At 50.7% G+C, this 14667-nt stretch carries 17 protein-coding genes; 4 read left to right on the forward strand and 13 right to left on the reverse strand.

All coding sequences use genetic code 11. The features are described from left to right. Positions 1-21: 21 nt before the first annotated feature. The 13 genes from upp to prfA all read right to left on the reverse strand — a co-directional run bounded on the left by upp (position 22) and on the right by prfA (position 11485). Positions 22-651, reverse strand: a complete 630-nt coding sequence (gene upp / locus HNY42_RS15110; RefSeq protein WP_012371551.1) for a uracil phosphoribosyltransferase — start codon at positions 649-651, stop codon at positions 22-24. 76 nt (positions 652-727) lie between these two features. After that, a complete protein-coding gene (locus HNY42_RS15115; protein WP_188004790.1) occupies positions 728-1705 on the reverse strand; it encodes a hypothetical protein in 978 nt (325 codons plus the stop codon). A 106-nt stretch (positions 1706-1811) separates the two neighbouring features. Then, positions 1812-2456, reverse strand: coding sequence for an ABC transporter ATP-binding protein (locus HNY42_RS15120; protein ID WP_131502400.1), 645 nt, complete (start codon positions 2454-2456; stop codon positions 1812-1814). After that, positions 2453-3484: an ABC transporter permease gene (locus HNY42_RS15125; protein ID WP_188004791.1), complete on the reverse strand. Its 1032-nt coding sequence runs from the start codon at positions 3482-3484 to the stop codon at positions 2453-2455. The genes HNY42_RS15120 and HNY42_RS15125 overlap by 4 nt, the downstream gene beginning before the upstream one ends. A gap of 70 nt (positions 3485-3554) precedes the next feature. Further along, positions 3555-4925, reverse strand: coding sequence for a HAMP domain-containing sensor histidine kinase (locus tag HNY42_RS15130; protein ID WP_188004792.1), 1371 nt, complete (start codon positions 4923-4925; stop codon positions 3555-3557). Further along, the gene (locus HNY42_RS15135) at positions 4922-5593 is read right to left on the reverse strand and encodes a response regulator transcription factor (RefSeq protein WP_255508384.1); all 672 of its coding nucleotides are present in this window, start codon (positions 5591-5593) and stop codon (positions 4922-4924) included. The genes HNY42_RS15130 and HNY42_RS15135 overlap by 4 nt, the downstream gene beginning before the upstream one ends. Before the next feature lie 100 nt (positions 5594-5693). Next, the gene (gene glyA, locus HNY42_RS15140) at positions 5694-6953 is read right to left on the reverse strand and encodes a serine hydroxymethyltransferase (protein ID WP_131502403.1); all 1260 of its coding nucleotides are present in this window, start codon (positions 6951-6953) and stop codon (positions 5694-5696) included. A gap of 110 nt (positions 6954-7063) precedes the next feature. Next, on the reverse strand, positions 7064-7603 hold the full coding sequence (locus HNY42_RS15145; RefSeq protein ID WP_131502404.1) for a TIGR01440 family protein: 540 nt from the start codon (positions 7601-7603) through the stop codon (positions 7064-7066). Further along, positions 7604-8044 carry a ribose 5-phosphate isomerase B gene (rpiB, locus tag HNY42_RS15150; RefSeq protein WP_012371559.1) on the reverse strand — a complete coding sequence of 147 codons (441 nt, stop codon included), beginning with the start codon at positions 8042-8044 and terminating at the stop codon, positions 7604-7606. 6 nt (positions 8045-8050) lie between these two features. Then, the gene (locus tag HNY42_RS15155) at positions 8051-8566 is read right to left on the reverse strand and encodes a low molecular weight protein arginine phosphatase (RefSeq protein ID WP_012371560.1); all 516 of its coding nucleotides are present in this window, start codon (positions 8564-8566) and stop codon (positions 8051-8053) included. 17 nt (positions 8567-8583) lie between these two features. After that, entirely contained in the window at positions 8584-9582 is a 999-nt protein-coding gene (locus tag HNY42_RS15160) for an L-threonylcarbamoyladenylate synthase (RefSeq protein ID WP_131502405.1), read from the reverse strand. Next, a complete protein-coding gene (gene prmC, locus HNY42_RS15165; RefSeq protein WP_188004793.1) occupies positions 9579-10427 on the reverse strand; it encodes a peptide chain release factor N(5)-glutamine methyltransferase in 849 nt (282 codons plus the stop codon). Before prmC ends, HNY42_RS15160 begins: the two co-directional genes overlap by 4 nt. Further along, positions 10427-11485: a peptide chain release factor 1 gene (gene prfA, locus HNY42_RS15170; RefSeq protein WP_131502407.1), complete on the reverse strand. Its 1059-nt coding sequence runs from the start codon at positions 11483-11485 to the stop codon at positions 10427-10429. Before prfA ends, prmC begins: the two co-directional genes overlap by 1 nt. 194 nt (positions 11486-11679) lie before the next feature. Here prfA and HNY42_RS15175 point away from each other — a divergent pair, with 194 nt between their 5' ends. From HNY42_RS15175 to treR, 4 genes are read left to right on the forward strand one after another with little or no spacing between them, the layout of a single operon-like run. Further along, positions 11680-12048, forward strand: coding sequence for a GntR family transcriptional regulator (locus HNY42_RS15175; protein ID WP_114597321.1), 369 nt, complete (start codon positions 11680-11682; stop codon positions 12046-12048). Further along, a complete protein-coding gene (locus tag HNY42_RS15180) occupies positions 12042-12908 on the forward strand; it encodes an ABC transporter ATP-binding protein (protein ID WP_188004794.1) in 867 nt (288 codons plus the stop codon). Before HNY42_RS15175 ends, HNY42_RS15180 begins: the two co-directional genes overlap by 7 nt. Further along, the gene (locus HNY42_RS15185) at positions 12901-13863 is read left to right on the forward strand and encodes a hypothetical protein (protein ID WP_131972077.1); all 963 of its coding nucleotides are present in this window, start codon (positions 12901-12903) and stop codon (positions 13861-13863) included. The genes HNY42_RS15180 and HNY42_RS15185 overlap by 8 nt, the downstream gene beginning before the upstream one ends. A gap of 46 nt (positions 13864-13909) precedes the next feature. After that, positions 13910-14620 (forward strand): trehalose operon repressor, encoded by a 711-nt coding sequence (gene treR / locus HNY42_RS15190; RefSeq protein WP_114597318.1) that lies wholly within the window; start codon positions 13910-13912, stop codon positions 14618-14620. Positions 14621-14667 lie beyond the last annotated feature (47 nt).

The following is a 14667-nucleotide window of genomic DNA, read 5'->3' on the forward strand; positions in this document are numbered from 1 at the left end:
AAGCGCCTTTCAGTCTGCTGATTATTTCGTACCAAACAGACGGTCACCCGCATCCCCGAGTCCAGGAACGATGTAACCATGGTCATTCAATTTCTCATCGAGTGCCGCGAGATAAATGTCGACATCCGGATGTTCTTCCTGAATGCGTTTGACGCCTTCAGGTGCCGCACAGAGGCAAGCCAGCTTAATGCTTTGTGCACCCTGTTTTTTCAAAGAGGAGATTGCGTCAGCAGCAGAACCGCCGGTCGCAAGCATTGGATCGACGACGACGAAATCACGTTCTGCGACGTCTGTCGGTAATTTGAGATAGTATTCCGTCGGCTCAAGTGTTTCCGGATCACGGTAAAGACCGATATGTCCTACTTTGACGTTCGGCATCATGCGAAGCATGCCGTCCACCATCCCAAGACCTGCACGAAGAATCGGAACGATTCCCAGTTTCTTACCCTCGATCATTTTTTGCGTCGTTTTCGTGACCGGTGTCTCGATTTCAACGTCAGTAAGTGGAAGATCACGCGTGAGTTCATATGCCATCAATGAAGCCACTTCGTCGACAAGCTCCCGGAATTGTTTCGTTCCTGTTTCGACTTTACGCATGATCGTCATCTTGTGCTGAATCAATGGGTGATCAAATACATGTACTTTACTCATTGTTTTGCATCTCCTCTCCATTCTCTTTTCGCATTGTACTCCAAAAAGCGACTGCTTGGGAACTGTTTTCTTCGAATCAATCTCCCAGCGTACTCTTCCCTTGAAGGATTGCCTTCGCAGCATATGACCATTCGTTGTCCGGTTGTTTCGCTAACTCCTGTAATGTCGTCTTGTAGTTTCCGACTTTGTTTTTTTGTTCGTAAACAGCCTGCATCCATAAGACATCACTCATGTAACCGGATTCTGGAAAATCATTCCGGTAGGCCAGGTAGTCACTTTGTTTCGTTTCCTTCAGCTTTCCGGCTGCAATCAATTTGTAGAAACGCGCCATACCGGCTGTTTCTTTATTCGTCAGGACCTTTCCGGTCAACAATTGGTTCGCCGTTTCATACTCATTGGACTGAACGGAAGAAACTGCCTCCTGAAGGGCCTGCTCAGGATCCTTCGTTGACGCCTGCGGCTCCTCTTGTTCCATTTCTTTCGATTGATCGGCTTTGGTTTTTTTTGTTTCCGTCTTTTTTTCTTCAGATGCCACCAGCTTCTCATTTTTTTGTTTCAGCTGTTCGACTTCTTTTTCTAAAGACGCAAGCTTTTGTTCAACGTTCGTTTGTTCGGAAGTTTTTTTAGACGGAGCTTCCTCGGAAAAATCAACTTGCGTAATTCCGACTGCTAATAGGCCGGCTACGACTAGTCCACCTAACCACAACGGATTGCTCCGCAGATTTTTTTTCCATGACTTCAGTTGCGAATGATTTTGTACAACAGAAGGATATGCCGAAAAACGTTTTCGGGCCAATCTTTTCCCACCGATTTTTCCCGCAATCGCCAATCGGTAACGGTAAATCTCCGCCGGTAACGGAAGAGGTTTCCACTGCATGAACCGTGCATCGGCCTGTTCATAAAAACCGGCTTGTTCCATGATGACAATGGCTTTAAAATCTTCAACCAATCGTTTATAGTCACGTTTTGATAAACTTTTATCTTCCAACCATTTCGTAATGTGTGCCGTATTAATCGTCTCTAGTTCCGATCGTATGAATTTAGATAAGTCCATCGTTTAAATCCACCCTTAAATTATTCGTGTTCAGTTCAGTATATCAAAAATACTGCTCCAACTTTTATTTTTCGTGCGAAAACAAAAGTCAGAGCAGTATCCCGTTTTAATTGATTTCTTGAATCTGTCCATCTTCCATCCGTAAGACACGGTCACAATACGTCAGCATCCGTTCGTCATGGGTGATGACGATGACCGTCTTGCCGTGCTCATGTGCCTGTCGCTGCAACAACTCCATCACCTGTCGGGCATTCGTATAATCAAGACTCGCCGTCGGTTCATCCGCCAAAACGAGACGCGGATCATTGACAAGCGCCCGGGCAATCGCCACCCGTTGCCGTTCTCCGCCGGATAAAGCGTGCGGCAAGTGATGACGTCTCTCACGTAATCCGAACACTTCCAGCTGAGCTGCTGCATCAATCGTTCGTCCGGCTTCTTCCGCAACGAGCTCCAGTTGTTCCGCTGCTGTTAAGAAGGGTACAAGATGGGATTCCTGAAAAATAAAGCCGATTGCCTCAAGACGCATCCGGCGCCGTCCTTCATCCGACGTATCTCCAAGCGGACTTCCATCAAATTGAATCAGACCGGCGGATGGTGTCTGCAACAGACCCAGCAATTGGAGTAACGTACTTTTCCCGCTGCCGCTCGGTCCGACAAGCGCAATTAATTCTCCTTCCCGGGCTTCGAACGAGACGTGTTGCAACACCTTCATCGCACCATATGTTTGTTCGACATCTGTCAGCTTAATCATCCTGTCATTCCTCCAATCGCATCAGCCGGTTCCAGTTTTCTCAAAGCACGCAACGGAATCAGACCGCCCAGCAAAGCCATCAGGATAATCAGTCCACCATACAGCAGACTGGTCGTCCATTCAAACCGGAATGGTAAATCGTCCGGCAACAATTGTCCGACCGTCCAAGTCAAAAGCAGACTGACCGAAAACGAGACGACCGTCAGCAGGAAAACCTGTAGGACGAGTCCTTGCCCAATCGTCCGCGTCCGAATCCCGATTGCCTTCAAGATACCAAGTTGTTTCATTTTTTGCATCGTCAAGATGTAAAAGAAAGCCGTCAAAATCAACGAACCGATGATGATCAGTGCGAGCCGCATCATTTGGAACGAGTTTTGTTCCGCCGCGTAACCCGGCACTTGTTCGACAATTTGCTGTTTCGTATACGTTGCAAGCTTTGTTTTAATCGAATCCCGGCTGATGAATGCCGAGACATAACTCGAGTCCATCTTTTTTTGCCAGGCATCCCATGTCGAAATCGTCATCCAGACGACCGGTGCATGGCTGTAGCGTCCGTCGTTGACCGTACCGACGATTTCAAACGTCTGTTTCGTCCGGAAGTCCGTGACCGAATCGCCGACTTTCGTGCCGCTCTGTTCGGCGTACTGTCGATCGACCAGGACTTGACCGTCCTTTAAGTCCGCTAATTGCTGCGGTCCGTAACGCGTATCACTCGGAGAAGCAAACACCGTCACATCTTCTTTTGTCCCATTTTTCTTTTCAAGCACCATGTTTTGCACACCTAATGCTTCCGTCGCCACCGGTTGATCCGTCCGTTCCAAAAAGGATCGTGTCAGCTGCCCTTCCGCATCTTTACTCAAGGCAACCTGCTCGATCGGCAAGTTGCGGACAACCGCTCCATTGTCATAAGCCAGTCCGTCGGCCAGTCCGGAAATCATTAAAATCAACAAGACGATCAACGTCGTCACGATTGCCATCAAGAAGAAGCGTTGTCGCATCCGAATCAATTCACGCCATCCCATCTTCATCTTTCATCCCTCCTGTTTGTACGTTACAGGTTTGATTGTAGAGGTGAAAGATGAACGGAACATGAACGATTCAGTCCTGACTTACAAAAGTCAGCACAATCGTTGTTCCCGTATCCGGAATCGACTCGATTTGAATCTGTCCATCCAATTGATCCATCGTTTCCTTGACGATCGCCAGTCCGAGACCGGTTCCACTCGTCCCGCGTGACGCATCACCTTGATAAAATCGTTCGAAGGCATGAGCGATTACTTGCTCCGTCATGCCCGGTCCTTGATCTTTGATCTGAACGATGACGGAATCCGCTTGTGTGTCGACTTGAATCGTAATCAAGTCGCCTTCCGCCGAGACATGTAAGGCATTTCGAATCAGATTTTGAAAAATCTGTTCCAGCGCCAATTCATCTGCACGAATCACCGGATCATCCGATGCATCGAGTGCGACGGCCACTCCACGTTCGTCCAACTGATAACGAAGTGTCTCCAGTGTCGCCTGAATCGACTGGATGAGCTGAATCGGCTGGCGTCTCAGCGGACGCCCCTCGTCAAGCCGGGCCAAGGTCAGTAATTGACGGGTCAATTCGGCCATTCGTGTCGCTTCCTGTCCGATTGTCCTTAATTTCAACCGGTCTTCGGGTCGCGCAGACCGGTCGAGTTGTCCGGCGTATCCTCTGATTGTCGTCAGTGGTGATTGGAATTCATGTGAGACATTGGCGACGAATGCTTTTCGTTCGGCGTCCGACTTGGCAACGGCCTGCGCCATCTCGTCGAACCGTCGCGATAATTCCCCGATTTCATCTTGCCCGGTCGTCGCGACCGAAATCGAGTAATCCCCCTTCGTCATCCGTTCCGTCGCCGTCGTTAATCGTTTGATCGGACGCACCAGGTAACGGATCGAAAAGACGAGCAGCAGGAAGCTGAGCAGGATGAGTAACGCCAGGAACGCACCGACGAACAGATGCAGCTCACGAATCTGCCGGCTTAAGTCCGGACGAATGAACACGGCATCCGTCCCCGTATCCGTTTCTAAGGACGTTCCGTACGTATTGATGACTTCATTATCAAACAATCCAAGCAGGAACAAATGGAACGGGTAGTCCCGCATCCCTTGATAGACCTGTCCTTCTTGCACTGATTGAATGACAGCAGGTGCGATTGTCTCATTACGGAACGGATTCCCGTACCGCTTGACCTGTCCGGATTCCGACACGACATAAAGTTGAAAGCCGGTCGCACTGAGCATCTCGTAAAACGAATCGACACGCCGGTCCCCGTGTCGTTCGTAATAAGCGAACGATGTCTCGACCGCCTCTTCTACCTTCTGACTGTAAGAAGCTTGCCACACGGTGTAATACAAGACATTACTGATCAATAAGGCAATCAATGCGGAGACGAGCAGAACCAGACAGACGAGCCCGACAATTTTCACATACAACGATTTCATGCCGTCGCCTCCAACCGGTATCCGAGACCGCGGACAGTCTGGATTTTGATTGCGTCCGTCTCCTGCAGTCGTTTGCGCAGTCGCTTGATATGGACGTCAACCGTCCGGTCGTCCCCCATGAAGTCGAGTCCCCAGACGTGTTCGATCAATTCTTCCCGGCTGAAGACCCGTCCCGGAAAGTTGGCCAATTGGTGCAACAATTCGAACTCACGGCGGGGAATCGTCAACCGGGTCGTTCCGATCGTCAGCTGCTGGCTCTGTTTATCAATCGTAACCTCACCAAATTGTATGATGGGGACAACGGCTTTTTGATACCGCCGGGCAACGGCATGCAGACGGAAAACCAGTTCTTCCGGATCAAAGGGTTTCGTGATGTAATCATCCGCTCCCGATGAAAAACCGTCACGTTTATCGGTCAGTTCTCCGAGAGCTGTCAGCATCAAAATCGGAATTTCATGACTTTCCCGCAACAAGGTACACAATTCAAAACCGGTTCGTCCCGGCACCATCACGTCCAGCACGGCTGCTTCGAACAGTTGGTCGTCCATCCATCGGGCCGCTTCGTTCCCGTCCGCCGTCGCGACAATCTGATGGCCGTCCGCTTCAAGTGTCTCCCGGACAAGTCGCTGAATATGCAGATCATCTTCCACGACTAAAATCTTCATCATCCTTCACTTCCTTTCCGATTAGCTGAAGGTCATCAAAAAAAAACCACCCCGCACTTCTCATCAATCGAAAAGGTCGAGGTGGTGATTGTACGCTTAAAACTTAACCGCGTTCCGGGTAAAGCGGGAAACGACCTGTCAATGCCAGAACTTGCTTGTGGGCACTTGTCAGTGTTTCTTGATCTTCCGGGTTTTTCAGAACGAGTTCAATCAGCTCTGCGATTTGTTTCATCTCGGCTTCTTTGAATCCACGCGACGTCATCGCTGCCGTCCCGATTCGGATTCCGCTCGTAACGAACGGGCTCGCCGGATCAAACGGAATCGTGTTTTTGTTGACCGTGATGCCGGCTTCGTCCAAAGCATGCTCCGCAAGCTTGCCCGTGATGCCTAGCGGTTGGAGATCAACGAGAAGCAGGTGGTTGTCGGTACCGCCAGAGACGATCCGCAGTCCACGTGCCGTCAACTCTTCGCCGAGGACTTTCGCATTGGCCACGACTTGCTCGATGTACTCCTTGAAGTCAGGTGCTAATGCTTCCGCAAAGGCAACGGCTTTCGCTGCGATGACGTGCATGAGCGGTCCGCCTTGGATTCCCGGGAAAATCGATTTATCGATGGCTTTGGCATGTTCTTCCTTACAAAGAATCATCCCGCCGCGTGGTCCGCGAAGTGTCTTGTGCGTCGTCGTCGTGACGAAATGCGCATGTTCGACCGGATTCGGATGGAGACCTGCCGCGACGAGTCCCGCGATGTGCGCCATGTCGACCATCAAGTAGGCACCGACACTGTCCGCGATTTCACGGAATCGTTTGAAGTCGATGACGCGCGGATAAGCCGATGCTCCCGCGACGATCAGTTTTGGTTTGTGTTCTTCCGCAAGCTTCGCGACGACATCGTAATCGATCATCTCTGTTTCTGGATCGACGCCGTACTCAACGAAGTTGTATTGAACACCGGAGAAATTCACAGGACTACCGTGTGTCAGGTGACCACCATGGGAGAGGTTCATCCCGAGGACCGTGTCGCCCTGATCGAGAATCGTGAAGTAGACCGCCATGTTGGCCTGTGCACCTGAGTGCGGCTGAACATTGACATGTTCTGCTCCAAAGATGGCCTTCGCACGATCACGTGCCAAGTTTTCCGCTAAATCGACGAACTCACAACCGCCGTAATAACGACGACCCGGATAACCTTCTGCGTATTTGTTCGTCAGCACGCTGCCTTGAGCTTCCATGACCGCTTGTGAGACAAAGTTTTCTGACGCAATCAACTCGATATTATCGCGTTGACGCCCTAATTCCTTGCGCATAGCCGAAAAGAGTTCCTCATCTTGCTGTTTCAGATACGTTAGTGGTGTTTGTTCCATCTGAATTCCCCCATTCATTTCGATAGACCTATCTTAACACGAATAATCACTTGCGGGCACCCTCTAAAAATCCATTAAAAAAGCAAGGGGAGTGCAACCCCTTGCGCAAATCATTCGTATTTAGCACGCGCGCCACCAATTAGTTTTGGTCGCGTGACGGCAGCTGTCACATGTGCCTCACCGATTTCGCGGTGCGGCAGACGGACCGGAATCGCCACTTGCTTCAAGTGCATCCCGATGAATGTGTCTCCGATATCAATCCCGGCATCGGCCTGGATCGCTTCGACGACGACCGGTGCCGAAAAACGTTGATAGGCGACACTCGCCATCGAACCGCCTGCTTCCGGAACCGGAACGACCGTCACCGCTTCCAGTCCGAGCCGTTCGACGATTTGCCGCTCCAGCGTCAAGGCACGATTGATATGTTCGCAACCTTGAAACGCCAGATCGACTTGATGCGAACGACGGAACGTATCAAAGACATCGAACAACGCTTCTGCGACTTCGGGCGAACCCGCCTTACCGATTTGTTTGCCGATGACTTCGCTTGTCGAACACCCGATGACGAGTAGTTTCCCTTTTAACGGGAATCGTTCATTCAGTTCCGTCAACGACGCTTCGAGATCTTGTTTGATTTGTTCCAGATCCATTTACTTCACCTCATAATCTGAGATTTTGCAGACGCGGTTTTCGTGACGTCCGCCTTCGAACTCCGTCTCAAGCCAGATTTTCGCGATGTCACGCGCAAGACCCGGTCCGATGACACGTTCGCCCATCGTCAAGATATTCGAGTTGTTATGCTGACGTGTCGCTTTGGCGCTGAACGTATCATGGACGAGTGCTGCCCGGATGCCTTTGACTTTGTTCGCAGCGATACCGATTCCGATACCTGTCCCGCAAATTAAAATCCCTCGGTCGAATTCACCGTTCGCGACCGCTTCCGCGACCGGAATCGCGACGTCCGGATAATCGATTGATTCAGACGAATACGTTCCGAAGTCCGTATAATCAATTCCGAGCTCCTGTAAGAGTTCATTCAGTTCCGCTTTTAACTTAAAACCACCATGGTCTGCTCCGATTGCTACTTTCATCGTTAACTATTCCCCCGTTTGTTTAGGTTGTTTTTTCGGAAGCTTCCGGTTGTCCGGTGCTTTTCTTCCGTTTCCGTTCTGCGTCAATTTTAACACAAGACGGTTGACGAGGGGTTCGAGTTCATTTCGGACCTGGCGGTAAACGTTCATCGATCCGCCGTACGGATCATTGATATCCCGTTCAAGGCCGGTCACGTACTCGTACAGCGTAAACGTCCGGTCTTTCAGTTCCGGGTACCGTTCGCCGACTTCCTGTTTATGGCTGCGTGTCATCGTCAAGATGATATCCGACCAACGCCCGAGGACGTCGTCAAATACTTGCGTATAGTGTTCAAGTTCAATGCCGCGCTCACGTAAAACCTGCAATGCGTTTTCAGAAGCATCGAATCCTTGCATCGAACGCAGACCGGCGGAACGGACATCAAATTCTTGATCGGCCACTTTTGACCGTAATAATGCCATTGCCATCGGACTGCGGCATGTGTTTCCTGTACAGATAAACAATACACGACGTGTGCTCATCTCAGTATCCTCCTTCTTTACGGGCGAATGATCCGACCACCTGCTGCCTTGTGGAGCCGATTTCGGACTGCCAGCCCAACCCCTTCTTCTGATAGATCCCGTACAAAAATCTGATCTACTGTCGTCTGATCAAATCGCCGTAAACAATCGTAAAGACGTTGCGCAGCTGTTTCCATCGTCGTTCCGAGGAAACAACGGACATCGGCTTCGATGTCTTCTCCGTCAAAGAGAATGACGCCTGTCTTTTGTCCGGTTTGGCGTGCTTCATCGATGAGTTGCTGCAGGAATGAGAGGTCACCCGCTACAACGGATAACGTTGCTTCCGGTGCATAGTGCGTGTACTTCATGCCTGGTGCCTTCGGTGTCTGGTCTTTCATCGATAAGGCAGGATCAAGTGACACGTCCCCGATGATCGATTCGATCTGTTCCCGCGTCACACCACCCGGCCGTAAAATCACCGGTGGATTCACGGTACAGTCGATGACCGTCGATTCGACACCGATTCCGGTCTCCCCGCCGTCGACGATTGCGGCGATGCGGCCCGAGAGGTCATGTGCGACATGCGCAGATGACGTCGGTGAAGGTTTTCCGGAACGGTTGGCACTTGGTGCTGCCAGACCTAACCCAGTCGCTTCGATTAACTCAAGCGCCAGCGGATGGTCCGGCATCCGTAATCCGATCGTATCCAGTCCTGCGGTGACGAGTGAGGATGCACGTCCGTTTGATTCTAAAATGATCGTCAAGGCACCCGGCCAAAACGTATCCATCAATTGAGTCGCGACATCCGGAATATGAGTGACGAACTGCTTTGCCTGTTCGATGGATGCGACATGGACAATCAACGGATTGTCGGAAGGTCGACCCTTCGCGGCGAAAATTCGCCGAACGGCCGTTTCGCTCGTCGCATCCCCTGCGAGACCATAGACCGTCTCCGTCGGAATCGCGACGACTTCACCTTCTTGTAATAGTCGTACCGCTTCATTTAATGTCTTCTGCTGAATCATTTCCGTCTTCACTCTGGACAATCCTTTCGTTCCGCATACACGATACGGTCTTTACCGTTTATATCTTTTAAAATACCCGTTTCTACAGTTGGATAACGTTTTTTTAACATCATTTGCACTTCATCGCCCTGATTGTGTCCGATTTCGAACGCAATCAAACGAAAATCATCGCGCAGGATCCGACTGCTGTCTTCAATCAGGCGGCGGTAGAACACGAGTCCGTCTTTCCCGCCAAACAACGCGAGGTGGGGCTCATGGTCAAACACGACGTCACTGAGCAATTCATCTTCTTCAATATAAGGGGGATTCGAGACTAACACCCGGACTGACCGGTCAGCAAGCGGTGCCAGCAAATCCCCTTCCAAAAAGGTGACCTCTCCGCCAAGCATCTGTTGATTTTCTTTGGCAACCGCAATCGCCTCCGCCGAAATATCGACCGTCGTGACCGGTTGTTTCAGTTCAAGGGCAAGCGTCAGACAAATCGCTCCGCTGCCGGTTCCGATATCGACGATTTCACCGGGTTTGAATGTTTCTCCTTGCAGGCGTCCCGTCACGAATTCAATCAATTCTTCCGTCTCCGGCCGCGGAATCAAAACAGCGGGTGACACGCGGAAGTCGCGTCCGTAAAACGGCTGGTATCCGATCAAATGCTGGACCGGGACACCATTTAAATGGGCCAGTAAATATTCACTGAACAACAGGTCCTGTTCCGGCTCAAGTTCGTCCGACAAACGGATCAACAATCTGGTCCGGTCGACCTGTAAAACGTGCATAAGTAACCATTCGGCACTCGAGGCCTCGCGTCCTGCCGTCAAGAGCATCGTTTGTGCCTGATTCAGACGTTTTGCGATTCGCATCAGTTCGCCGCCTCCGATGCCCGGGCCTGATACTCCATGACGAGAGTATCGATGACTTCATCCATCTCACCTTGCAGAATCCGGTCAAGTTTTTGAATCGTCAAACCGATCCGGTGATCAGTGACACGGTTTTGGGCAAAGTTATACGTCCGGATCCGCTCTGACCGGTCACCCGTTCCGACCGCTGATTTCCGCTTTTCATCGTACTCGGCCTGCTGCTCGCGTTGAATCTTATCGTAAACACGTGCCCGCAGCACCTTCATCGCTTTTTCTTTATTTTTAATTTGTGACTTTTCATCCTGACAGCTGGCGACGATTCCCGTCGGTACGTGCGTGACCCGGACAGCCGACTGGGTCGTGTTGACCGATTGTCCGCCCGGTCCGCTCGATGTGAACGTATCGACGCGGACATCTTTGTCGTGAATCTCGACTTCGACATCTTCTGCTTCCGGCAAGACGGCAACGGTTGCGGTCGATGTATGAATCCGTCCGCCCGACTCGGTTGACGGGACACGCTGGACTCGGTGGGCGCCGTTCTCATACTTTAGCTTCGAATACGCACCCGTTCCTTTGACGATGAAGATGATTTCCTTGTAGCCGCCAAGCTCCGTATAGCTGGCATCGATGATCTCAATTTTCCAGCTCTGTTTTTCAGCGAACTTCGAATACATTTTAAAGAGATCGCCGGCAAATAACGCCGCTTCATCACCGCCTGCCGCACCACGGATTTCGACGATGACGTTTTTATCGTCGTTCGGATCTTTCGGCAGGAGCAGAGCTTTCAGCTTCGTCTCGAGTTCCTTGATTTCCGGCTCGAGCACGGCGACTTCCTCTTTCGCGAGATCGCGCATCTCCGGGTCCGTCAACATATGACGCGCCTCCTGATAGGCTTCCATCTTATCGCGGTAGACGCGGTACACTTCAACGGTCGGTGCCAGTTGGGACTGCTCCTTCGATACCTCACGCAGTTGATTCGTATCTTTAATGATGGCGGGGTCCGCCAACAGGTCATTTAATTTTTCATAACGGTCTTCCAACGCACTTAATCGCTCTAACATTCTCGGTCATCCTTCCTGATGATTCTTCTGTCGTCAGTATAGCAAATATTTAGAGTCGCGTTACGCCGGAGCAACATTTCTTCCTTATTAAAAGCGTTTCCCGTCACTCCTTTTTTTACTCCACTTGACGTCCTGGATGGATTTTCCTATAATTAGTGTACTAATTGAATTAATACACTTAAGGAGGTAATCGAATGTTTACGGTTGACCCTAAAAGTTCGTTGCCGATTTACGAGCAACTGGTCGCCCAAATCATCCGTGCGGTTGCCCGCGGACTTCTCCGGTCCGGTGAACAGATGCCGTCGGTCCGTGAACTGGCGAGCACGTTACTCGTCAATCCGAATACCGTTTCCCGTGCCTATCAGGAACTCGAAAGCCGTAACTTCATCGTCACGATGCGCGGCAAAGGTTCCTTTATTTCCGATTTACCGATCGAACAGGTCAAACAGGCTGCGATTCAACCACATGTGCAGACACTGTGCAGCGTAGCCGATGAATTATCGATATCCAATGCAGATCTTTATCAACTACTTATCCAAACAAGGGAGGATTCCTCATGTTGACCGTGTCTCACCTGACCAAACAGATTGATTACAAAATGATTTACGAAAACGCCTCGTTCACGTTGCCAGCCGGAACGATTACAGCACTGATCGGACGAAACGGTGCCGGCAAGACGACGTTACTGAAAACACTCGTCGGAGCACTTGAGCCGTCCCGCGGAAAAGTCGAATGGAACCAACAGTCCATCCATCACGTTCCGTCAGCCCGGCAACATCTGTTTTTAGTTCCGGATTCAATCGGCGTCTACCGTCAGATGACACTCGGGGAATTGATAGGCTTTTACAATGCGTTTTATCCGAATTTCGAACGGACTTTTATTGAAAACTATTGCCGGTCGTTGAATCTCGATCGTGGACGCCGTGTCACCTCACTCTCAAAAGGTCAGGCCCAGCTGTTTTTACTGCAGCTTGCTTTCGCAACCAACGCACCGGTCCTGTTGCTCGATGAACCGACGGACGGACTCGACCGGATCAATAAACGAAATTACTTAAAACAGCTTGTGACCTTGCTTGCTGAACGTCAAACGGCCGTCCTGATCGCGTCCCATCAGTTAGAGGAACTCGATTCACTGGCCGACCGGATCATGACGATCGAACAACACCTCGTCAAAGAACCACAAACACTCGAAGATGCGAAATCGAGTATGCAGAAATGGCAACTCGCCTATGAGACGGTCCCGGATTTCCACCATAACGATGTTCACGTCCTGTCACAAACCGGCCGGGTCGTGACGCTGATCGTCCGCTCGGAAGCCGGTGCCGCTTACGTCGACAAGACAAATCCGTTACTGAGAGATGTGTTACCTGTCCAACTCGAAGATTACTTTTTAGGAACGTTCGGAGGCGATCAACATGTATAAACAACTGATCCGTTATCATATCAAGCAGGGCATCTGGCCACTCGCTTCTCTTTTCCTGCTCGCTGTCTTCAGTTACGGCTTCGGCAGTTACACGGTCATCGATAACTTCGGTACATACGGTGGAGCAGAAAACGAAATCATCCAATCCGTCCTCGTCAGTCCGAGTTTTGCCGGATTCGGCGCGATTCTGATGGCGGTCTTCGCGATTTTAATCCTCGGAAAAGAGCGTGGAAGCGGCCGGAGCTTAATGCTTCACGCTTTGCCGGTCAATAAAAAAACGCTCTACTGGATCAAATGGAGTCTCGGCGTCGCCATCCTGCTGATTTTGCCGATCATCGGTTTCTTCGTCAGCTGGCTGATTTTACAAGGAATCGGCGGCATTCATCCGTTTGACTACGTCAGCCTGTCTGACCTGACGCTCGATTTTGTCTCGTATTTTCTATTCGATCTCGTCGTCTTCAGTATCTTTTTACTCGCGGGAACGATTGCCGGCGACGTCATCGGCCAATTATTACTCGGATTGTTCTTTCTGTTTTTAAACTACCTGACCTTTTTTGCGATCGCCGCCATCACGACACTCGGATTTGGTCTCGCCGATGAGGAGGCTTCGTTGTTCGATTTCCTGACGACGACGGCTTCACCGTTCACCTTGTTGTTCCAAGACGAACAGTTGATCAGCGCCCTCGTATTCAACCTGGTCTTGCTGGTCCTCTTAATCAGTTGCGGCAGTCTGCTTTATGTCAGAAGCGAAAACGAACGCCTTGGCCGTTTCACGGTTTTCCCGAAGATCCATCCGCTGTTGATCATCGTTTTCTCCGTCTATACGACCATTTTGCTCGCAGCTGTCATCGGTGTGATCTCGTCTGAAAATCAATTTCTCTACTGGCTTGCCGTCGCGATTCTCGCCTGGCCTGCTTTTAGTTCGTACCGCCGGATGATTGGGTGGAAACGTTGATTCCGTGCTACACTATCCCCAACACTTTGGATAAAGGACGGAATCGATGATGCCAAAATATCTTCAGATTTATCAGCAATTGGTCGACCAGATTCAGGGCGGGACGTTACCGGCTGAAACCAAACTTCCTTCGGAAACGGAATTGATGCAGGAATTCGGTGCCAGTCGCGGCACGGTCCGCAAGGCAATCGATGCCTTGCAGGACAAGGGGTTCGTCCGCAAACACCAGGGAAAAGGAGTCTTCGTACTCAGTCAGGATGCGATTGCCTTTCAGTTCAACGGCATCGTCAGCTTTTCTGAAGCAAACCGGCAAATCGGCGAACATGACGTCAAGACCGATGTCATTTCCTGTGAGCTGCTCGAAGCGACCGAGGAACTGGCCCAGTTGTTCCATGTCACGCCCGGTACGTCGCTCACGCAGGTCAAACGGGTCCGGTCGATTGACGGGGAACGGGTCATCTTTGATATCAACCTGTTCGTGACGTCCCTTGTCCCCGGTTTGACGAAAGAAATTGCCGGTGCGTCGATTTATGCGTATATCGAACAGACACTCGGACGGCAGATCAGTTATGCCAAACGAAAAATCGAGGCCCAACCCGCGACGGCGGAAGATCAGCAGTATCTGGATCTCGAGGGCACCTCCCATGTCATCGTCATTACGAATGATACGTATTATTACGAGGGTCAGCATTTTGAACGGACACAGTCGCGTCACCGGCTCGATAAGTTTCAATTCACGGATATTGCCCGCCGCTAAGGACTCTAAACTCAGAGTCCTTTTTTTGTTTTTTTGAACGAAACGTT

The organism is Exiguobacterium sp. Helios, from assembly GCF_014524545.1.
Classification (GTDB): Bacteria; Bacillota; Bacilli; order Exiguobacteriales; family Exiguobacteriaceae; genus Exiguobacterium_A.

Excerpts from the sequence above, each read along its gene's own strand:
- upp (WP_012371551.1), bottom strand. The coding sequence starts at position 651 with ATGAGTAAAGTACATGTATTTGATCACCCATTGATTCAGCACAAGATG.
- HNY42_RS15115 (WP_188004790.1), bottom strand. The coding sequence starts at position 1,705 with ATGGACTTATCTAAATTCATACGATCGGAACTAGAGACGATTAATACG.
- HNY42_RS15120 (WP_131502400.1), bottom strand. The coding sequence starts at position 2,456 with ATGATTAAGCTGACAGATGTCGAACAAACATATGGTGCGATGAAGGTG.
- HNY42_RS15125 (WP_188004791.1), bottom strand. The coding sequence starts at position 3,484 with ATGAAGATGGGATGGCGTGAATTGATTCGGATGCGACAACGCTTCTTC.
- HNY42_RS15130 (WP_188004792.1), bottom strand. The coding sequence starts at position 4,925 with ATGAAATCGTTGTATGTGAAAATTGTCGGGCTCGTCTGTCTGGTTCTG.
- HNY42_RS15135 (WP_255508384.1), bottom strand. The coding sequence starts at position 5,593 with ATGATGAAGATTTTAGTCGTGGAAGATGATCTGCATATTCAGCGACTT.
- glyA (WP_131502403.1), bottom strand. The coding sequence starts at position 6,953 with ATGGAACAAACACCACTAACGTATCTGAAACAGCAAGATGAGGAACTC.
- HNY42_RS15145 (WP_131502404.1), bottom strand. The coding sequence starts at position 7,603 with ATGGATCTGGAACAAATCAAACAAGATCTCGAAGCGTCGTTGACGGAA.
- rpiB (WP_012371559.1), bottom strand. The coding sequence starts at position 8,044 with ATGAAAGTAGCAATCGGAGCAGACCATGGTGGTTTTAAGTTAAAAGCG.
- HNY42_RS15155 (WP_012371560.1), bottom strand. The coding sequence starts at position 8,566 with ATGAGCACACGTCGTGTATTGTTTATCTGTACAGGAAACACATGCCGC.
- prmC (WP_188004793.1), bottom strand. The coding sequence starts at position 10,427 with ATGCGAATCGCAAAACGTCTGAATCAGGCACAAACGATGCTCTTGACG.
- prfA (WP_131502407.1), bottom strand. The coding sequence starts at position 11,485 with ATGTTAGAGCGATTAAGTGCGTTGGAAGACCGTTATGAAAAATTAAAT.
- HNY42_RS15175 (WP_114597321.1), top strand. The coding sequence starts at position 11,680 with ATGTTTACGGTTGACCCTAAAAGTTCGTTGCCGATTTACGAGCAACTG.
- HNY42_RS15180 (WP_188004794.1), top strand. The coding sequence starts at position 12,042 with ATGTTGACCGTGTCTCACCTGACCAAACAGATTGATTACAAAATGATT.
- HNY42_RS15185 (WP_131972077.1), top strand. The coding sequence starts at position 12,901 with ATGTATAAACAACTGATCCGTTATCATATCAAGCAGGGCATCTGGCCA.
- treR (WP_114597318.1), top strand. The coding sequence starts at position 13,910 with ATGATGCCAAAATATCTTCAGATTTATCAGCAATTGGTCGACCAGATT.